Source organism: Streptomyces goshikiensis (assembly GCF_014650555.1).
Lineage (GTDB): Bacteria > Actinomycetota > Actinomycetes > Streptomycetales > Streptomycetaceae > Streptomyces > Streptomyces goshikiensis.
In genome coordinates this window covers 1-18589 of the sequence record NZ_BMVE01000020.1, presented here as the reverse complement: position 1 = coordinate 18589, position 18589 = coordinate 1, and the positions used below count along the sequence as shown (strand labels likewise).

Below are 18589 nucleotides of genomic sequence, written 5' to 3'. Positions count from 1 at the left end.
CGGCCCTTGGCACCTGCGGTGGGGGTGGCGGGGTGGACCGCTTCGGCGGGGCTCCGGTGGCGCAGAGGATTGCAGTCGGCGTCACGGTTGCTGGAGCACCTCCTGGAGGCCCAGGCCGACGGCTAAGGCCGCGTGTGGGTGATGCGGCCGCGTACGAGGACGGCTGCCGCGCCGGCCGTCACGGTCAGGGCCCCGGCGGCCATGAAGCCGCCGCGAGACCGCCAGGAGAGTACGGACCAGCGGGACTGTGCGGACAGCACCGAGCCCGTACTCAGCCAGGAGCCGGCGGAGACGAGCGAGAGGGAAGACCCGATCGAGGCGGCCGACAGGACACTGCCGACCGAGCCGATGGAGAGGGCCGACCCGACGGAACCGATGGACAGCACGGAGCCGACCGAGCCGATGGACAGGACCGAATCCTTCGACCAGAGCGAGAGGAACGATCCGTCGGTGCGGTTCCGGAGGAGAGACAACGCGGTCGATGCAGCCATGGGGCCATCCTTGCACGGGGTGCGGGCCGGGCCCGCTTGAACGGCTCGTATTCGGCATGAGCGTAGTAGCCACCGCCCGCGAGGCACTCGGCCTCTGACCTGGCGAGTGAGCGCGGGCATCCCGCCCCCACTGTCGTGGCAGGTTTCGGTATTACCTCGAACCCGTCGTGACCATCCGGGTACGGGCCGCTACGGTGCGGGATCCGCATGGCGATGCGCGGCGAGGGCGGTGAAAATGAGACTGGCCGGACGAGAGCTCGCGGTATCCCTGCGGGTGCAGGCAGGAACACAGGTGATCGCTCATGTGCCGATGGCTCGCTTACTCGGGAACGCCCATACTGCTCGACACCATCCTCTACAAACCGGCCCACTCGCTGATCGATCAGAGCCTGCACTCCAAGTTGGGTGTCGAGACGACGAACGGCGACGGGTTCGGTGTCGGGTGGTACCCGGAGGGCAGTGACGGCACTCCCGCGCTCATGCGGGACGTCGGCCCGGCCTGGAACAACCGCAATCTGAGGGAGCTCGCGGACCACGTGACCTCTCCGCTGTTCTTCGCCCACATCCGGGCGTCGACGGGCACGGCGGTGCAGCAGACGAACTGTCATCCGTTCCGGCACGGCCGCTGGATGTGGATGCACAACGGCTCCATCGCCGGCTTCCACGCCATGCGGCGGGACCTCACGATGCTCGTGGACCCCGCGCTGTACTCCGAGATCGAGGGGACGACGGACTCGGAGGTCATGTTCTACCTCGCGCTCACCTTCGGCCTGGAGGAGGACCCGCCGGCCGCCGTCGCGAAGATGGTGGGGCTGGTGGAGCGCGTCGGCCGCGAGCACGGTGTGGAGTACCCGATGCAGATGACGGTCGCCGTCACCGACGGGACGACCCTGTGGGCCTTCCGGTATTCCAGCCAGGGCACCTCACGGTCGCTCTTCTACAGCAGCCGGGTGGACTCGCTGCGCAAGCTCCACCCCGACATGCTCTTCCTCCAGGAGGTGTCCGACGAGACCCGCCTGGTGGTGTCCGAACCCCTCGGCGATCTGCCGGGTGCCTGGCACGAGGTGCCCGAGAGCAGCTACGGCGTGGTGCGTGTCGGGGCCGACGCCTTGTGTCCCTTCACCCCCGAAGCGGCATGACGCGGCCGTGACGGCTGCGGCTGCCGAGCTGCGAACACCACGCGCCCGGTGTGGTTTTGGCTAGCGGGGGACGTCCATGTGCAGGCGGACCGTCGTGCCCTGGTCACGGGTGGAGCGGATCTCGACGAGGTCGCAGAGCTGGTGCGCGAGCCAGAGGCCCCGGCCACCGATCTGGTGGGTGTCGGGGCGGCTGCGGCCCGCCATCGCGTCGGCGATGAACCCCGAGTCGCGGAACTCGCACAGGAACGTCGTGTCCTGGGTCCAGGTGCGCAGGGTGCCTTGGCCCCCGGCGTGCCGGATGCTGTTCGTCGCGATCTCCGTGACGGCGACGGCCAGCCTCGCCAGCTTGGTCTCGGAGACGCCCGCGTCGGAGGCGCACTGGGAGACCTTCGCGCGGATCGCGGCCAGGTCGCCTTGCGTGAAGCTCAATTCCTGGAACGGGTCACAGGGCGCGGACAGGACGTCGAAGGCGTACTCGTTCCCGCCGAGGTACTCCTCGTTGGTCGCGTACTGCCCGTCCCGGCGGATCAGGGGGTGGCAGCGCGACAGCGACCGCAGAGCGTCCTGGTCCTCATCGGCCGCGTCGTAGGGACACAGCATCGACCAGGTGGGGCTGTGGGCGAAGGCCCGGTTCAACAGCCATTCGTGGTAACGCAGTTCGGAGAGGTGGGCGGCGCTGCGCGCCTGGTGCCACGCGGTTTCGCCGATACCGCGTACGGGCCGGTCACCCTCGCCCCGCTCCTTCATCCAGGCCGACCACGCGGCGACGAGCCGGCCGGGGTTCGGGCCGGCCGTCGTCACGTCGACGAAGGCGACCGCGGGCTCGTCGGAGAGTTCGGCGCGCAGCAGCGAGGTCTTGTCCGAGGGCACGGCGACGACCACCGCCTCACCGCCCTCCAGGGCCTCCTGGATGAAGCCCAGCGTCCCGGACAGGAACTGCGCGTCGCCCCGGTAGGGGTACAGCTCGTGGCGGAAGGGGCTCTCGGGCCCGCCGGGTGCCTTAGAGGGCACGGTCTCGGTCATGCGGCCATCACCACCGGTACGCCGTCGTTCGCGTAGCCCGCGAGTTCCCAGCACAGGCGGACGGTGTCGTTGGCTCCCTCGACGTGGATCCGACGATCGGGCAGGTGACGGGCCGCGTCGACGAGCGCGTGCATGCCGGCGGCGTCGATCATCTCCAGGGTGTCGAACCGCAGCCGCACCTTGGCGGCGTGGCCCATGGCAGCCCGTAGAGCGGCGTTGAACGCCGAGGCGCACTCCGAGTCGATCACTCCGTCAACGCTCCACCTGTCAGTGCCGGTGCTGAACATCCGGAAGGCCGGACGTGGTGCCCTCGTGCCCGTTTCCTGCGGATGCATACATGCCGCCCGCTCAAGCGTCGGCGCGTCCCACAACGACGGCCGGAAGGCGCACACCACGATGGCGCCGCTCTCCGAGGCGAACTCGTCGAGTTTCAGTTCCTGGGCCAGCAGCTCCTCGGCCTCGCCGGGCGCGGTCGCGGGGATCCGCTCGGTGAGCACGCGGACCGAACGGAAGCCCTGGCGGGCGGCCGTACGGGCTTCCCGGCGCACGGCGGCCAGGACCGATTCGGTGTTCGCGGAATCCGGCAGGTCCAGAACCACCGAGGCAGGGGGCAGGCCCTCGGGCACGGTCCGGGGCAGGCCGGAGGCGTTGCGGGCGGGGGCGACGAACACGAGCTTGTCCCCGTAGAGGGCGCCGTCGGCCACGTACGCGCGCGCGTCCGCGAAGAAGGTCGCGGACGGGTCCATCCGCCAGCAGACGTGGTCACCGAGCTCGACCTCGTCCAGTGTCGCCAACGCGCGTGCGGCTCTCACCTCGCCCCCTTCCGGCCTTCTGGCCCCTCGACCAGCTTACCCGCCCGACCACACTGCGGACTCGGGCCGGGGCCTGTGGAGGCGGAGGGGCGGACCGGAGCGCGGGGCAGGGGACAGGGTGCCATTGCCCGGTCAGCGGGGGCCCAATCAGAGGGAGCCCGATCAGTTCGAGCCCCGCCGCCGGTCTCCTCCGTTCAGTGGGTGCGGGTGCGCCTTTCGAGGCGGGTGCCGTGGCGAAGGGTGATCGACATCAGGTCACTGGGGGCGTTCAGCTCCAGGCGGTGCCAGCGGCCGCGGGGGACGATCACGGCAGTGCCCGCGCTCAGCTGCACCATGTCCTCGGCTCCGCCGGGCGTGGTGGGACGGAAGTAGAGGCGGACGCCTCCCGTGAGACAGCACACCGCCTCTTCCGCCTCCGGGTGCATCTCCCAGTGGTCGGCGTGCACCTCGGCGTCGGTCTCCACGTGGAACGTCGCGATCTGCCAGGTGCCCGAGTCGCTGCTCGTCATCCGTCGTTCGGCGACTCGGACATCGCCGTCGGGGCGGAACTGCAGCGCGGAGGCGAAGAGGTCGATGACGGGCGTCGTCATGACGGTGTTCCTTCCAGTCGGTTCTCTGCGGGTACGGCGGGTACGGCAGTTGCGGCCGGTCGCGGGGCAGGCGGGCCGGCAGCACGATGGCGCGGCAGTACGACGATCGCCACCACCGCCGCGACGACGAAGAGGCCGGCGGAGACGGCGAGGCTCAGGGCATAGCCGGCGTTGAGCGCGGTGGGGTCGGTGGCCGGTCCGGTGCGCAGGGCGGCGATGGTCGCCAGGGCGGCCAGGCCGACGCAGCCGCCGAGTTGGCGGGAGCTGTTGAAGAGGCCGGAGGCCATTCCGGCCTCGCGGGAGGCGACGCCGGTGGTCGCGGCGGCGGCGACCGGGGCGAGGACCAGTCCGACGCCGACGCCGGTGACGGCGCAGGGGCCGAGCACGTCGGTGAGGAAGCCGCCATGAGGGCTGACGCAGGCACACCAGGCCAGGCCCGCGGCGGCCAGCAGAGCGCCGGGCACCAGGGCCGCTCGGGGGGTCCGTGTCGCGGTGACGCGGGTCGCGATGACGGTACCCGCGACCAGACTCACGGAGAACGGCAGGAAGGCGGTACCGGTCGCCGCGGCGCCCATGCCCAGGACCTGCTGCATGTACAGGGACATGAAGTAGAACGCCGCGAACTGCCCGGCCGCGGCCAGGAACACCAGCACGTTGGCGCCCGCCACCCAGCGGCTGCGCAGCAGGCCGAGGCGCAGCAGTGGCGCGGAGGCCCTGGATTCGGCGTAGACGAAGGCGGCCAGGAGCGCGACCGCCGCGGCGAGGGTCGCCACCGTGGCCGGGGATCCCCAGCCCCGGGTGTCGGTGCGGACGACGCCCAACACCAGCAGCCCTACTCCCCCGGTCGCCAGGACCGCGCCGAGTACGTCCGGCCTCTCGCGCCGGTCGGGCAGCCCTCCGGCCGGCACGCCCGCCAGAACCAGCGCGAGGGCCGCCGCCACGATGGGCAGGTTGACGAGCATCACCCAGCGCCAATCGACGTACTCGGTCAGCAGGCCGCCCGCCATCACCCCCAGTGCTCCTCCGGCGGCGTTCACCGCGCTCCACACCCCGAGCGCCCTGACACGCCGAGGGCCTTCGGGGAAGGCGGTCGTGAGCATCCCCAGTGCGGCTGGGGCGGCCGCGGCCGCGCCCAGCCCCTGGCCGGCGCGGGCCGCGATCAGTTGCCAGGGCGCCTGGACGAGGCCGCCCGCCAGCGAGCACAGCCCGAAGACGGCCAGGCCGCCCACGAGCAGGCGGCGGTGACCGTACAGGTCGCAAGCGCGGCCGCCCAGCAGCAGGAGTCCGCCGAAGGTGAGCGCGTAGATGTGTACGACCCACGACAGATCGAGCGGCGCGAATCCCAGCGCGGTGCGGATCGCGGGCAGTGCGACGTTGACCACCGACATGTCCAGGGCGAAGACGAACTGGGCGACGGCAGCGGCCGCCAGCACCACTCCGGGCCGCCCGGCTAAGTTTTTGTACATGTATAGAAACTAGCGCCAGGGATCACCGATGTCGATACCTGGGGAATGATGGGGGCCATGCCCCAGCCGTCCGCACCGCGCAAGTCCCCTGGCCGACCTCCCCGCATCTCCCGCGAGGAGGTCATCGGGACGGCCCGCCGGATCGTGACCGAGGAGGGTGTGGACCGGCTGACGATGCGGCGGCTGGCCGCGGAGATCGGCAGCACGCCGATGGCGCTCTACCACCACGTCCGCAACAAGGAAGAACTGCTCGTCCTGCTGCTGGACGACTACGCCGCGCGGGCGCTGCGCCGACCCGAACCGGCCGCCGATCCTCGCGAGCGGGTCGTCGTCGCCGCCGCCGCGATCCACGAAGCGCTCGCGGCCTGCCCCTGGATCGTGGAGGTGCTGACCGCCGATGACCTGATGTCAGCGTCCGCGCTGTGGTTCGTCGAGCAGATCGTCGACGGCCTGGTCGAATGCGGGCTGCCCCCCGAGCAGGCCGTGCACGGTTACCGCGCGATCTGGTACTACACCGCTGGAGAGATCGTGGTACGGGCGACAGCGGCCCGGCGGCGCGCGGACGACGACCGTACGACCTACCGGGAGCAGGTCTTCGGCAATCTCGACCCGGCCGAAGTCCCCCGATTGGCGCAAGTGGCGGACCGTTGGACGCCGCTGACCGGCGAGGACACCTACCTGGACGGGCTCCGGGCGCTGGTGACCGGCCTCCTTGCCGCCCACTGACGGCCCACCGCCGGCGCCGGCGTCGGGGGCCTTCGGACCCCGCGCCAGGTGACGCGGGGACCCGCGCCCCCGTCCGTACGAACCTGGTGACGCACGCCTCCGTCCTCGAAGAGGCCGGCGACTGCCAGGCGCGGACGTCTCAACTCTGCCGAAATTCCGTCATGTTGATGACGGAATAGCCGGCCTATCCGAGCCGGTTGCGGGCTGCGGCGGGCGCCGATGCCGCCCGGCCTCCCCGCGCCCGGCGGCCAGGCCGAGGACGCCGCACCGGACCGTCCAGCCCCGCCGCGCGCCGGGCCCACTGGGCGGCGACCTCCTGGGGCACGCCCATCACCCGCACCGACTCCTGCGCGCTGCTCCGGCAGGCCGGCAGTGAGCAGTGCACCTCACTGGCCTCAACACCCGCCTCCGGATACGTCATCGACTCCGGCGGCAGATACTGCACGGCACACCCCAGACAGACAAAGACCGTCCGCATGCTCTCCTCCTACTGGTAAGTGACACCGCTCCCGCCGCACGCGCCACACGGCCCCGTCCACTGGCGGATCACGGGCCGCTGGTTGCCGCTCTCATCCGTCTCGACGGCGTGCTCCGTGTGCTCAGTGACCCGAAGACCACCGCACGGCTGACAAGGCCTCTCCTCCATCCAGGCAGCATCCCGCATCCGGACGCCGAGCGGTACGGGAACACGGAAAGCCCCACTCGCACGGTTCGCGGCCCAGGGCTGGTGACAGCGGGGGTGCCAGGTCCGAGGGGGTGCTCCCCCGTCTGCCGGTACGTCGACCATCTCCGTGAAAGTGGCGCCCTGATGGGTCAGTTGCACGCGGGTGACGTGGGAATTTCGTCCGCAGCGACGCGGTTGTTCGCACTGCGTCGGCGTTCCGAACTGACGAACACGAGCACGACACAGCACGAAGGAACAGACATGGCTACGACGTACCTCCTCCAGGTCGACTTCCCGAGCAACGGACCCTTCGGGGAACAGATGGCGACCGAGTACCAGCAGCTGGCCGAGAGCATCAACCACGAGCCGGGGATGATCTGGAAGATCTGGACCGAGAACAGCGAGGCCGGCGAAGCGGGCGGCGTCTACCTCTTCGAATCCGAGGCCACTGCGCAGAAGTACCTGACCATGCACACCGAACGGCTGCAGTCCTGGGGCATCACCGATATCCGTGGCCGGGTCTTTGCGGTGAACGGTCCGCTGTCGGCGATCAACAGGGCTCCGCTCGCTCCCACCACCGCCTGATCGCCGACGCGGCAGCGGCATCCGGGTCGGCTGCGGGGCGCGGGTCAGGCTAGGCCCGCTGCGATGGCGCGGCGGACGGCGTCCGCGCGGTCGCGGATCCCCGCCTTGGCGAACAGGTTGTTGATGTGCGTCTTGACCGTGGCCTCGCTGACGAAGAGCCGTTGCGCGATGGCCCGGTTGGGCAGGCCCTGGCCGATCAGTGCGAGGACCTCGCGTTCGCGGGGCGTGAGGTCCTCGGGCAGGGGCCGGGCGGGCGCGGGCGCCGTGGTCCTGACGGTGGCGAGCAGGCGGTCTTGGACCTCGCGGTCGAGGACGGACTGGCCGGCGGCCGCGGCCCGGATCGCTCGGGCGATGTCCTGGCGTCCCGCGTTCTTGGTCAGGTAGCCGCGGGCTCCCGCGCCCAGGGCGCCCAGGATGGATTCGTCGTCGGCGAAGGTGGTCAGGACGACCACCGCCACCTCTGGGTGCTCCTCGGCCAGTCGGCGCGTCGTCTCGGTGCCGTCCATCACCGTCATCCTCAGGTCCATCAGCACCACGTCCACCGGACCGGCCGCGACGGCGGCCAGCACCTCGGTGCCGTTGGCGGCGGCCGCGACGACGTCGAGGTCCTCGGCCAGGGCGAGCACCGCGGCGAGGGGCTCGCGGACGGCGGCCTGGTCGTCCGCGACGACCACCCTCAACCGCTTTTGCTCTGCTGCCGGTTCGGTCATTGCGGAATCACTGCCTCCACTTGCCAGTCCCCCTGGTGCGGGCCCTCGGCTACCGGACCCGCGGTGAGCGTTCCGCCCAGCAGGGCGACGCGCTCGCGCATACCGATCAACCCCATCCCGCTGCCTGCGCCCGCGCGCACCTCACCGGTGGCGGGACGGTTCCTGATCCTCAGTGTGGTCGATGCCGCGACGAACGTCAGCTCCACGTCGACGGCTCCCCCGGGCGCGTGCCGGGCCGCGTTGGTCAAGGCCTCCTGAGCGATCCGCAGCAGGTTCTGGACCACCTTCGCCGGGAGGCGGCGTTCGGTCCCGGTGACGGTGAGCGCGTCCCGGTGGCCCGAGGACGCGAGCATCGCCGCCAGGCTCTGCGGCAGCGGCAAGGTGTCCTCGCGCAGCGCGTGCACGGTCCACTGCGCCTGCCTCAGACTCTCCTTGACCAGGTCGTGGGCCTTCTCGTGCGCCTCTCGCACCTTGTTCAAGTCGCCGGTGTCGATCAGCGCGTCCGCCAGTTCCAGCTGCATGTTGATCCCGGCGAGCGAGTGCGCCAGTACGTCGTGCACGTCCCGGGCGATCCGGCCGCGCTCGGTCAGTACGGCTGTACGGGCCTCGGCGCGGGCGGCGCGTTCGGCCGACCCCGCCGCCTCGATCGCCGCCCGCACGGCCCGGCGCTGCGTCCGGTTGACGATGCCGATCAGGACCGGGATGCCGGTGGCGAGCCCGAACGTCCACGCAAGCGGGTCCTGCTCCGGCCCGAGGCTCAGGTAGAGGACGGCACCGCAGAGCAGGCTGCACAGCCCGGCGAGGACCAGGGCCGGCCGGGTCTCCAGCCGGTACCCGATGTGGCCGGCGAGGAAGAAGGCGAAGAGGTAGCTCGTCCCGCTGCTGCTGACGCCGATCAGGGCGGCCGCCGCGAAGACGCCGAGTGTGAGCCAGACGAGGGCGAGGCGCGGCGGGACCCTGTGCTCGGGCAGGCGCCGGGCCAGGAGGGAGGCGGCGTTGACCACGAAGAGCACGGCCACGGCCAGACCCTGGCCGCTGAGGCCCATGGGCCGGATCGTCAGGGCTCCCGCGACGATGACCGCGAGCGTCGCCGCCCACTGCACGCGCGGGTCCTGCTCGGGGACGGGACGCTCCCCCGTCGCCTCTCCGGTGTCCGCCCCGGGGTGCGGGGCGCTCTGGTCTGCGGGCACGGGCCGAAGATACGGCACGGTCAGGCCGTACGGCCGAGGGCGGCGGCAGGGCGGGCCACGGCGAGCCTGTGGCCGCGGCTCCGGACGTAGATCGTGGCCACCCGGGTGACGACTTCGGTGAGGGCCATCAGCACGAAGGCCGCGACCCAGGCCTGCTGGCTGGTGATGTGGTGCGCGAGGCTGAACCGGGCGACGGGCTCGGCGCCGCCACCGTGCTCGACCCACGTCTGGAAGCCCATGCGCGCCCCCATGCCCACGATCCACAGGACCGCCGATACGGCTCCCGCCTTGATCAGGAGGTTGCCGTCGAGGGCGCGGATGCGGGTGTACACGCCCCCGGCGACGCCGAGTGCGGCGCCCACGGCGGTCAGGGCCGCGATCAGGACGAGGTCGTTGCCGTCGGTGGGGACGGAGTCCAGGTATGTGTACGCCACGAAGGCCACGATCCCCAGCGGGAGCAGGAAGGTCTTGCGGTCGAGCCGGCCTTCCCGCAGCTGCCGGAAGACGATCAGGATGAGGGCGATGTCGGTGATCCACTCGGTTGCTGTCATGCCCTCCAGACTGCTGCGGCGCGGCTCGCGGCACCTGGACCCCAGGGTGGAGACGGGGGTGGAGATCGGCCGGCCGGAGCGCTCAGGGGGCAGGGTCGCCGCAGCACCTGAGCGCGTCCGGTGTCAGAGTCCGCGCGTCCCGACGACGGCCGAGGACGTCATGAGGAGCTCACGAGGGTGTCAGCCGCCGGAGTCTGGGCTCCGCTCAGCCGGCGGCGCTTGACGAGCAGGACAGCCGTGCGCGCGAGGACCGCGGCCAGGGCCATGAAGACGAAGGCGTTCGAGTAGACGTCTTGGCCGCTCAGCTTGTTGTTGATGCTGAACATGATGACGTCCTCGGTGAACCAGTGCTCGGAACCGTAGGCGAAGAGCACGCGGGAGGCGGACATCAAGGTCCAGACGATCGCATAGGCGATGCCGCCCTTGGTGTAGATGTCGCCGTCGGTACCCCGGTGGGCGGGCAGCAGGGCCGCGGCGAGCAGGCCGCACACGGCTCCCGTGCCGATGCCCACCAGCTGGAGCCAGGGGTCGTTCCCGCCCAGGGGGAGCGTGTGGACGAAGAGCGCGATCACGATCACGATGGCGATGATCGAGCGCAGCAACCGCATGTTGGTGATCTTGCGGGTCCCCAGGTCGGTGGACAGGATGATGATCAGGATCACCCCGCTGGCGATCAATGCGGTCAAGAACGGGCTCATGGGCGAGTCACCCCTCATCTCGATGAGTACGGAGGCGCTCTACGGCCCTCCCGCACCTTCCACCCTCAACGCTAGGGAGCGGGAGCGGGGACCGGGACAACCGACCGACGGACCCGGCTGTCAACCGACCGGTGGACAGCGGTGAATGGCCTGTCCGGGCCTTGTACATCATCATCGAGAGGGGCGGCGCCCGCACCAGTGGGGGGCCGTACGCGGGCGAAGGCGCTGCGGCGGTGTCACACGCCTCTCCCCCGCCTGTAGTGCATCGCAGTGGACGCGGTGCCGTCAACCGTCAACGGTCAACCGGCAAGCGAGCCGGGGCGCCGGCGTACGGCGTACGGCGTCGCTCACCGGGTGACGGTGGAAGGACTTTCAGCCCGCGCGGCTTCATCGGTCTTCTGGGTGATCATGTCGGTCAGGGCCTGGGCCGTGTTGTGTTCGGTGTCCATCCCCACAGCCCCGCCACCTTCAGAAGTGGCGGCTTCGGCGCTGCGAGGGAACATGGCCTGCTCGTACGCGGTGAGCGCGGCCTCGATGTCGTCGGGGTGCGCGGCGAGGGCCTGGCCGAGTTCGGCTCCGTCGAGCATGGCGAGGTTGGCGCCCTCGCCGTTCGGGGGCGAGAGGTGGGCGGCGTCACCGATCAGGGTCACCCCCGGCACGCGGTCCCATCGGTGCTCGGCGGGCAGGGCGTACTGGGGGCGCAGGACCGGCGCGGTGTCGCCCTCGGTGATCAGGGCGGTGAGTTCCGGCGCCCAGCCGTCGAATTCCCGCGCGATGCGCGCGGCGGCCGCTGCGGGATCGGTGAAGTCGATGGCGGCGAACCAGTCCTGCGGCCTGGCCAGCATCACGTACGTGTGCAGGGTGTCGCCGCTTTCCCGGTGAGCGAAGATCTCCTTGCCCGGCGCGGGCGCCATCAGCATCCCGCCGCCGACCGTCCTCGCGGCAGTGGGGTGCCGGGTCTCGGCGTCGAACAGGTACGTCTCGACGGACGACGTGCCGGCGTACTCGGGTGTGGCGGTGCTGAGCAGCGGCCGGATCCGCGACCATGCGCCGTCCGCGCCGACCAGCAGGCTGGTGACGACGGTGCTGCCGTCGGCGAACGTCACCTCGTGGCGGCCCTCGCCGAGGGCGCGGGCGCTTCCGGCCTTGTGCCCCCACCGGACGGTGCCCGCCGGGAGCGAGTCGAGCAGGATCTGCCGCAGTTCGCCGCGCTGCACCTCGGGGCGTCCGCCCCTGCCATCGTCGGCCTTGTCGAGCAGGACGGTCCCGTCCCGGTCGAGGATCCGCAGGGCTTCGCGGCCCTTCATGACGATGGCGTGGAACTCGTCCATCAGGCCGGCTGCCTTGAGGGCGAGCTGCCCGTTGTAGTCGTGGATGTCGAGCATTCCGCCCTGCGTGCGTACGGTCGGGGAGGACTCCGCCTCGTAGACCGTGACCGGGATGTCGTGGACGTGCAGGACGCGGGCCAGCGTGAGTCCGCCGAGTCCTGCGCCGATGATCGTGACGGGGACGCGCATGGTGGCTCCTCGGGATCGGGGCCGTCCAGTGGGCTCTGGCCGGCCGTCTCTCGAAGGCTGCCGGACCTCGCCGACAAGCCACCGACACGGAACCCACAGCCGGCTCCGGACCCGATCGGCCGGACAAGCCCTGGGCGCCCCGGGCAAGGCCATCAGGGAAGCGCGGATCAGCAGGCATGTGGATGCGGATACGGAGGTTTCCGCCCCGCAAAAGAACTTCGCGGACGTGCCGTTCAACCGCCCCAAGTTCCAGCAACTGCTCCAGAAGATCATCCAGCAGCCCCAGCGGTGGAGGTAGCCCCGCTGGCCGAGACCGCCGGCAGGGCTGGGCCAGCGCAGGTTCTCCTCCGCCGGCCGGGGCTGGACGGTCCTCCGCAGGACAGCGGCCACTCGTCGACGGTCTGCTGGGCTGCCTCGTGGCACGAGAACGGTGCGACGCGGTTCAAGAACTCCCGGCGCAGCGTCTTGTGAAAGCGCTCGATCTTGCCGGTCGGCGCGGGCGACCGCGGCTCCCGTCCGCGGGCATGGTGCGCGGCGCCGCTCGTTCCCTCCCCAGGGCCGGCGGTACGTCGGCGCCAGGCATGCGGATGCGGAGCGTGTCGGTCACGCCGCCGTTTTCCCCGCCGACTAGCCTGGCGTCCAAGATCCCTGCGCAGCGAGCGGGAACGGTCGCACGCCTTCACCTACGAGGAGCCGCAGATGAACGCGACATCAAGGGCGACCGTCGCCGCGGTCTCCGGGCGTCTCCCGCTGCACGACACCCCCGCGGACCGGGTGCCCGTCGAGCACAGCCCCGGACGTCGGGTGACGGACTGCGCCGTCTGAGCCCGGGCAGCAGACGGCCGTGACCGGACACGACTCCTCCGCTACGAACCGTACGAGCCATCCGCACGAGCCGGAGCCACAGCCCGCGGTGCGCGCCGAGACCCGCTGGCCGATGGCCGCAGCGGTCGTCGCCTCGGCGGTTCTGACCTTGCTCCTGCCCGACGACTTGCGCTTGGGACCCCGGTGGGCACTCCCCCTCGCGGAAGGTCTCCTCCTGGTGGCGCTGATCTCGGGCGACCCCATCCGGATCAGCCGGCGCTCGGCGGCCCTGCGCGGGGTATCGATCGCCCTGGTCAGCGTGATGGCGTGCGGCGCCATTTGGTCAACCGTCCGGCTCATCGACGACCTCATCCACGGCGGGAGCGAGACCAACTCGGCCACGACCCTCCTGCTGGTCGGGGGCAGCGTCTGGGCCTCCACCGTCATCACGTTCTCCCTGCTGTACTTCGAACTGGACAGCGGCGGGCCGGCCGCCCGGGCCCACCACATGCCCGCCGCTCCCGCACTCGCCTTTCCCCAACACCTCAACCCCGAACTGAACGCCTCGCACTGGCGTCCCCGCTACATCGACTACCTCTACCTCGGATTCACCAATTCCACGGCCTTCAGCCCTACCGACGTCATGCCACTCACCCCCTGGGCCAAGAGCGTCATGACCCTCCAGTCCATCGTCTCGCTCGTCATCCTGGGACTGGTCATCGCCCGAGCCGTCAACGTCCTCGCCTGACGAACTGCCGATCCTCCGCACAGCGAGAGCACCACGGCCGTTGGTTCGGTACGGCCTGGGCATCGATGATCGGGGCGTGCTGGTCAACGAGGACGGCCTGATCACGCTTGGCGCGCGATGGCGGGTTTCGACGTGGAGCCCATTGCGTCCCTTCCCCTGACGGGGGAGCTCTCAGGGGTCCACCAGCTGTGGCTCGACCATGCCCGTCAGGCCGGTGTGGTCGGCGGAGACGGGAGGTTCCTCCTCACGGCGGTCGTGACCGGCAGCTCTGCGGTCGGCTGGGTCCGTGTGCGCTTGACCGACACGGCCGACGTATCCCGCCTCGTCGATGACCAGGGACGCATCGAATTCATCGCCTGCTCTTCGCGCGGCGACCGTATCTGCGGTGTCACCGCAGAGGAGTACGACTACTGGGTGGTCAGCCTCGACCTATGACGGGGCCGTGTCGGGATGCCGCCGCTTGGTTGGCCACCTCCTCGCGGCTCGGGCCGATCGACGCAGCGTCCCCCTCGTGCTGGACGGACACCTGCCGGGGACCGTCCAGTCCCGGCTGGCGGAAGGACAATCTGCGCCGGCTCAGCATGCGCGGAGCACGTCGGCCGGTCCTTGCCCAGATGGCGCCGCACTGCTACGGCTACGGTCGACGGCGAAGTCTTCCGCATCATCACCAGACATACCGGCCAGACGATCACACTGCGACTGGCCGGGCACTTCATGCATGCGGTCGCCGACCAACCCCTGGCCAGAACCTGGCCTTGCCCAGTAAGCAGCGGCCAGCTCGCAGGATGCGGGATAGGCCTCCCAGGGCGAAGAGCACACCGTCAAGGAACGCAGAGACCCTGGACCTCGACCGTGCGTTCATCCTTTCGAAACACGAGGACAGCCAGAGGCAATCGAGCGTCCCCTGAGTCAGAATGACCGCCATGACGACTTGAGGAGCACCGGGCGGGGGCCGGAAGTCCTGGCGCAAGAGAGGGAGCGGCTGGTCCGTCTTCGATGGTGACCGCTGGATCTGCGTTGTCTGCCACGAGCCTGTCCGCTCCTACCAGTACCACTGCCATCCGCCCAAGTCCTCCGGCTTCGAGCGCTGCATCGGTTTGGCCTGGTGCTCGGGATGCCGGATCTGCTCAAGCAACACGGTCTACGTTCCTCGCGAGCGGGTCCTGGTCGACGCACTCGCATCGCTACCCGCCGATGACCGCGACCGGTTGCACCGGACGGAGGCTGCGCTGCTCGACTGCCTCGACAGCCGAGGCCTCGGTCAGCGATAGGCCGAGCACCACGCTGAGCTGTCCCCAGGAGTAGGAGCTTGGGATCGAAAAGTAGGCAAAGATCGGCTTTTGGGTGGTCGTTGACGTCCTCCATCGATCAGATCGTCACCCTGGTTGTTCTGCTGGTGCAGATGTCCTGATCACCGCCGGCGCAGGTGGTTGTGTCAGCAGTTCTTCGTAGCGGAGGGGCGTGCGGATGGGATGGCAGGACGCTTCGTCACCCGTAGCCCGGCAGTTACCCCGTTCGAGGGAATCCGGAGATGCCGGCCCAACCTGCGGGTCAGCGGTGGCGAAGGCACGGGTGAGGGAGCCGCAAGGGTTACGTGGCTTCCTCACCGGTTGGGCGGAACCTTCGCCCGACACAGGCATCACCATGGGAGGTATTTCAGATGGTTCGTGTGCGACGAGGTCTCACGGTAGCGCTGGCGGCCGGTGCGGTCGTAGTGGGCGGCGCGTCGATGGCAGCGGCCGACGCCGGGCCCCAGGGGGTGGCCGCGGGCTCGCCGGGGGTGGGCTCGGGCAACCTGATCCAGGTGCCCATCCACATCCCCGTCAACGCGTGCGGCAACACCGTCAGCGTCATCGGACTACTGAACCCGTCCTTCGGCAACACCTGCGTCAACACCTGATCCGGCACCACGGTGAGAACTCCGGTCCGCGCCGACACGACGGGGTGGCGCGGACCGGTGACCCGCCCGGCGGAGGGCACACGACAGGGCTCTCGGGACCCTTCGTGCCCCCGGAAGAACCGCCGGTCGGGTCAGCTGCGGGTGGCTGGCGACACAGCCACCCGCAGTACCCTCCAGCCCTCTGCGCTCACACCAGGCGAGGAGCGCGATACCTGCTTGCCCACCCTCTTGGCTCAGGTGCACCGCTCGTAGCCGCCCTAACGGACTTGCCGGTGGTCCCGATCGCCGGTGAGGTCAGCGAATCGCACCTGAAGATCAGCCCGGGCACCACCGGCGGCATGAGAGGCACCTCGTGGTGAAGAACTTCAACCGGGCATGGTCGGTCCCCCTGCTCGCGCTGTGGCTGCTGCTGGCTCTGGTCACCAGCCCCTTCACGGTCCGCCTGGGTGAGGCCGCCCATGCAAGCTCGAACCTGCAACTGCCGGGTGAGGCGGAGTCCGCCCGGGTGGACCGACTCCTCAATCCCACCGGCGCGGACCAGCCGCTGCCTCTGGCCGTGATCTGGCTCTCCCGCACGGAGGGCGAGCAGATCACGAGCCGCCAGTTCGAGACGGCGCGGCAGGTCAGCGCCGGCTTCTCCGGGGTGGGCGCCAGCGGGGTTCCCGTGCTCTCCCGGGAGGGCCGGGCCCTGACCGCGGTCATCGCCGCAGGTCCTACCGGGTTGCCCGCCCAGCTCGCCGCCGTTCGTGAGGCGGCGGCCGCGGTCGGCGGTACGAGCGTGTACCTGGCAGGTGCTGCGGCAGCGCAGGCCGACCTCGATGGCGCCTTCGCTGCGACCGACGGCGCGCTGCTGGCCTTCGCTCTGGGCGGCGTTCTACTGATCCTGTTGCTGGTCTACCGCAGCGTGTTGATGCCGCTGTTGGTGATGGTGGGCGCGCTGGTGGCCCTGGCCGTCTCGTGCGCCGCGTTGTACGCCCTTGTTCGCGCGGGCATTCTGCAGATCGACGGCCAGAGTCAGGGCATCGTGTTCGTCCTGGTCGTCGGCGCCAGCACTGACTATGCGCTGCTTTTGGCTGCCCGATACCGGGAAGAACTCAGCGAACAGCATGACACGGCCCGGGCGATGGCTCCGGCGGTCCGGGCCACGACCCCGCCCGTGCTGGCCAGCGCCGCTACCATCGCCTGCGCCATGCTGACGCTGCTATTCAGCGCCCTGCCCTCCGAGAGGGCGCTTGGCCCTGCCGTGATGATCGCCATGGTCTGTTGTGCCGCCGTGTCACTGACCTTCCTGCCGGCAGCTCTGACGCTGTGCCACCGGCACACACTGCGGCCCCACGCTGGTGCTGGACCGCACCGAGGGTGGGCTCGGCCGACGCGTACTGTCGAGCACCGACCGCGACGGGTATGGCTCGCCTGCCTCACCTTGCTCGCCGCCGGAGCGGTGGCCGCGCCGCTGCTCACGCAGTCCGGTATCCCGCTCCACCAGGCCCTCCCGGCCAAGGCGTCTTCCGCAGTCGGGCAACGCGTCCTCGCCCGCCACTTCCCGGCCGGCACCGCAAGCCCTCTGGTCATCGTCGCCCCCACCGCCCGGGCATCCGAGGCACGCAGCCGGGTCGCCGCAACTGCGGGCGTGGCCGCCGTATCAGCGCCCCCGGCCCGGCCCGGCGGGACAGCACTGGTCCTGGCGACGCTGACGGACGCCCCAGACAGCGCACAGGCGCGGCAGACCGTCGCCCGGCTTCGCGCCTCGCTGGCCGGGACCAGTGCACTGGTCGGAGGCCAGAGCGCGCAGCTCGCCGACCTTCACGAGGCGTCCCGGCGCAGCCACAGGCTGATCATGCCTTTGGTGCTGGCAGTGGTCCTGGCCGTCCTGATCGTCCTGCTCCGCTGCCTGCTTCTGCCGCTGCTACTGGTAGCGACCGCCTGGGTGAGCCTGTTCACCGCTTTCGGTACCGCTGCCGTGACCTTTCGCATGGTGTTCGGCAGCGCCGCCACCGAGCCGGCCGTGGTGCTGTTCTCCTTCGTGTTCCTCGTCGCGCTCGGAGTGGACTACAACATCTTCCTCGTCCACCGGATCCGCGGCGAAGCTGTCGTACGGGGCACCACGGCCGGGGTACGGCAGGGGCTGGCCACCACGAGCGGCGTCATCAGCGCAGCCGGACTCATCCTGGCCACCACTTTCGCCTCACTGGCTGTGATGCCCCTGCTCTACCTGGCCCAGATCGGCTGCATCGTCGCGATCGGCGTCCTGATCGACACCCTCCTCGTACGGCTCTTCCTCGTCCCCGCCCTCATCCTCGACCTCGGACACCACACCTGGTGGCCCGCGCGCCTACCTGGCGACCGGCTCACCGCCGACAGCACACTCGTACCCGCCCCGCCCGTCGGCAGCCATGCCAGTCCTTCCCCATCCAGGGCCGCGCCGTAATCCGCCGGTCGGGCCTCGCCGAATGGCGGGTGTGAGCAGCTTCTGCAGCGCCCTCTCCGCGCTGCACTCGGCGCCACGGCCGGACTCCTGGCCGCGTTCACGGCGCTCGCCATCATCGACCTGCCGGCCGGAGACGCAGTGCGCTCGCGGACCGTCCTCGACGGAGCGAGCGGCTGGCACAGGGTTGTCGCCTCCGTCCCTGGCTCCTTCGACGGGATGGCCAAGGACCCGGTCGCCACCGCCGCCTCGAACAACCCCGCCCTGTCGACGCTGGTCGCCGCCGTGAAGAAGGCCGGCCTCGTGGACACCCTGAACAACGCCAAGGACATCACCGTCTTCGCCCCGACCAACGACGCCTTCGCCAAGATCCCGAAGGCCGACCTCGACAAGGTCCTCGCCGACAAGGCGATGCTCACCAAGATCCTCACCTACCACGTCGTGGGCCAGAAGCTCACCCCGAAGCAGCTGGAGAACGGCTCCTTCGAAACCCTGCAGAAGGGCATGGTCACCGCCAAGGGCTCCGGTGAGGCCTACAAGGTCAACGACA

19 protein-coding genes and 1 pseudogene are annotated in these 18589 nt (G+C 70.3%); 9 read left to right on the top strand and 11 right to left on the bottom strand.

The genetic code is table 11. The features are described 5' to 3' along the window. Nucleotides 1–122: 122 nt before the first annotated feature. Complete coding sequence (locus IE248_RS34645; protein ID WP_190032803.1) at nucleotides 123–491, bottom strand: hypothetical protein; 369 nt, start codon at nucleotides 489–491, stop codon at nucleotides 123–125. A gap of 302 nt (nucleotides 492–793) precedes the next feature. On the opposite strand from IE248_RS34645, the gene IE248_RS34640 reads away from it, so the two are divergent. Further along, nucleotides 794–1630 carry a class II glutamine amidotransferase gene (locus tag IE248_RS34640; protein WP_073779463.1) on the top strand — a complete coding sequence of 279 codons (837 nt, stop codon included), beginning with the start codon at nucleotides 794–796 and terminating at the stop codon, nucleotides 1628–1630. A gap of 60 nt (nucleotides 1631–1690) precedes the next feature. Here IE248_RS34640 and IE248_RS34635 read toward each other — a convergent pair whose 3' ends face one another. The 4 genes from IE248_RS34635 to IE248_RS34620 all read right to left on the bottom strand — a co-directional run bounded on the left by IE248_RS34635 (nucleotide 1691) and on the right by IE248_RS34620 (nucleotide 5521). Next, complete coding sequence (locus tag IE248_RS34635; RefSeq protein ID WP_037790627.1) at nucleotides 1691–2653, bottom strand: anti-sigma factor RsbA family regulatory protein; 963 nt, start codon at nucleotides 2651–2653, stop codon at nucleotides 1691–1693. Then, nucleotides 2650–3465, bottom strand: a complete 816-nt coding sequence (locus IE248_RS34630; protein WP_190032802.1) for an MEDS domain-containing protein — start codon at nucleotides 3463–3465, stop codon at nucleotides 2650–2652. The genes IE248_RS34635 and IE248_RS34630 overlap by 4 nt, the downstream gene beginning before the upstream one ends. A 194-nt stretch (nucleotides 3466–3659) precedes the next feature. Next, nucleotides 3660–4055 carry a cupin domain-containing protein gene (locus IE248_RS34625; RefSeq protein WP_190032801.1) on the bottom strand — a complete coding sequence of 132 codons (396 nt, stop codon included), beginning with the start codon at nucleotides 4053–4055 and terminating at the stop codon, nucleotides 3660–3662. Then, nucleotides 4052–5521, bottom strand: coding sequence for an MFS transporter (locus tag IE248_RS34620; protein WP_190032800.1), 1470 nt, complete (start codon nucleotides 5519–5521; stop codon nucleotides 4052–4054). The genes IE248_RS34625 and IE248_RS34620 overlap by 4 nt, the downstream gene beginning before the upstream one ends. Before the next feature lie 57 nt (nucleotides 5522–5578). Between IE248_RS34620 and IE248_RS34615 the strand changes: the two genes are divergently transcribed. Continuing rightward, on the top strand, nucleotides 5579–6247 hold the full coding sequence (locus tag IE248_RS34615; protein ID WP_190032799.1) for a TetR/AcrR family transcriptional regulator: 669 nt from the start codon (nucleotides 5579–5581) through the stop codon (nucleotides 6245–6247). Between the two features lie 925 nt (nucleotides 6248–7172). Next, nucleotides 7173–7496: a monooxygenase gene (locus tag IE248_RS34610; protein WP_073799094.1), complete on the top strand. Its 324-nt coding sequence runs from the start codon at nucleotides 7173–7175 to the stop codon at nucleotides 7494–7496. A gap of 44 nt (nucleotides 7497–7540) precedes the next feature. Here IE248_RS34610 and IE248_RS34605 read toward each other — a convergent pair whose 3' ends face one another. The 6 genes and pseudogenes from IE248_RS34605 to IE248_RS37940 all read right to left on the bottom strand — a co-directional run. Beyond that, on the bottom strand, nucleotides 7541–8206 hold the full coding sequence (locus IE248_RS34605; protein ID WP_190032798.1) for a response regulator: 666 nt from the start codon (nucleotides 8204–8206) through the stop codon (nucleotides 7541–7543). Beyond that, entirely contained in the window at nucleotides 8203–9414 is a 1212-nt protein-coding gene (locus IE248_RS34600; protein ID WP_190032797.1) for a histidine kinase, read from the bottom strand. The genes IE248_RS34605 and IE248_RS34600 overlap by 4 nt, the downstream gene beginning before the upstream one ends. 2 nt (nucleotides 9415–9416) lie before the next feature. Continuing rightward, entirely contained in the window at nucleotides 9417–9947 is a 531-nt protein-coding gene (locus IE248_RS34595) for a hypothetical protein (protein ID WP_073799091.1), read from the bottom strand. 158 nt (nucleotides 9948–10105) lie between these two features. After that, on the bottom strand, nucleotides 10106–10633 hold the full coding sequence (locus IE248_RS34590) for a hypothetical protein (RefSeq protein ID WP_229895741.1): 528 nt from the start codon (nucleotides 10631–10633) through the stop codon (nucleotides 10106–10108). Between the two features lie 359 nt (nucleotides 10634–10992). Continuing rightward, nucleotides 10993–12162, bottom strand: a complete 1170-nt coding sequence (locus IE248_RS34585) for an FAD-dependent oxidoreductase (RefSeq protein WP_190032796.1) — start codon at nucleotides 12160–12162, stop codon at nucleotides 10993–10995. A 386-nt stretch (nucleotides 12163–12548) separates the two neighbouring features. Next, a pseudogene (locus tag IE248_RS37940) lies at nucleotides 12549–12674 on the bottom strand (integrase core domain-containing protein); the annotation flags it as partial. A gap of 187 nt (nucleotides 12675–12861) precedes the next feature. On the opposite strand from IE248_RS37940, the gene IE248_RS38340 reads away from it, so the two are divergent. The 6 genes from IE248_RS38340 to IE248_RS34555 all read left to right on the top strand — a co-directional run. Then, entirely contained in the window at nucleotides 12862–12987 is a 126-nt protein-coding gene (locus IE248_RS38340; RefSeq protein ID WP_268254118.1) for a hypothetical protein, read from the top strand. 19 nt (nucleotides 12988–13006) lie between these two features. Continuing rightward, nucleotides 13007–13714, top strand: a complete 708-nt coding sequence (locus tag IE248_RS34575; protein ID WP_190032794.1) for a DUF1345 domain-containing protein — start codon at nucleotides 13007–13009, stop codon at nucleotides 13712–13714. A gap of 117 nt (nucleotides 13715–13831) precedes the next feature. After that, on the top strand, nucleotides 13832–14149 hold the full coding sequence (locus tag IE248_RS34570) for a hypothetical protein (protein ID WP_190032793.1): 318 nt from the start codon (nucleotides 13832–13834) through the stop codon (nucleotides 14147–14149). Nucleotides 14150–15383: 1234 nt separating this feature from the next. Next, nucleotides 15384–15614, top strand: a complete 231-nt coding sequence (locus IE248_RS34565; protein WP_373301696.1) for a chaplin — start codon at nucleotides 15384–15386, stop codon at nucleotides 15612–15614. Between the two features lie 352 nt (nucleotides 15615–15966). Continuing rightward, entirely contained in the window at nucleotides 15967–18042 is a 2076-nt protein-coding gene (locus IE248_RS34560) for an MMPL family transporter (protein ID WP_190032791.1), read from the top strand. Nucleotides 18043–18129: 87 nt separating this feature from the next. Then, nucleotides 18130–18589 (top strand): fasciclin domain-containing protein (locus IE248_RS34555; protein WP_373301699.1); only part of this gene is annotated, 460 nt, incomplete at its 3' end.

Coding starts and splice junctions, on each gene's coding strand:
- IE248_RS34645 (WP_190032803.1), bottom strand. CDS start 491: ATGGCTGCATCGACCGCGTTGTCTCTCCTCCGGAACCGCACCGACGGA.
- IE248_RS34640 (WP_073779463.1), top strand. CDS start 794: ATGTGCCGATGGCTCGCTTACTCGGGAACGCCCATACTGCTCGACACC.
- IE248_RS34635 (WP_037790627.1), bottom strand. CDS start 2,653: ATGACCGAGACCGTGCCCTCTAAGGCACCCGGCGGGCCCGAGAGCCCC.
- IE248_RS34625 (WP_190032801.1), bottom strand. CDS start 4,055: ATGACGACGCCCGTCATCGACCTCTTCGCCTCCGCGCTGCAGTTCCGC.
- IE248_RS34620 (WP_190032800.1), bottom strand. CDS start 5,521: ATGTACAAAAACTTAGCCGGGCGGCCCGGAGTGGTGCTGGCGGCCGCT.
- IE248_RS34615 (WP_190032799.1), top strand. CDS start 5,579: ATGCCCCAGCCGTCCGCACCGCGCAAGTCCCCTGGCCGACCTCCCCGC.
- IE248_RS34610 (WP_073799094.1), top strand. CDS start 7,173: ATGGCTACGACGTACCTCCTCCAGGTCGACTTCCCGAGCAACGGACCC.
- IE248_RS34605 (WP_190032798.1), bottom strand. CDS start 8,206: ATGACCGAACCGGCAGCAGAGCAAAAGCGGTTGAGGGTGGTCGTCGCG.
- IE248_RS34595 (WP_073799091.1), bottom strand. CDS start 9,947: ATGACAGCAACCGAGTGGATCACCGACATCGCCCTCATCCTGATCGTC.
- IE248_RS34585 (WP_190032796.1), bottom strand. CDS start 12,162: ATGCGCGTCCCCGTCACGATCATCGGCGCAGGACTCGGCGGACTCACG.
- IE248_RS38340 (WP_268254118.1), top strand. CDS start 12,862: ATGAACGCGACATCAAGGGCGACCGTCGCCGCGGTCTCCGGGCGTCTC.
- IE248_RS34570 (WP_190032793.1), top strand. CDS start 13,832: ATGGCGGGTTTCGACGTGGAGCCCATTGCGTCCCTTCCCCTGACGGGG.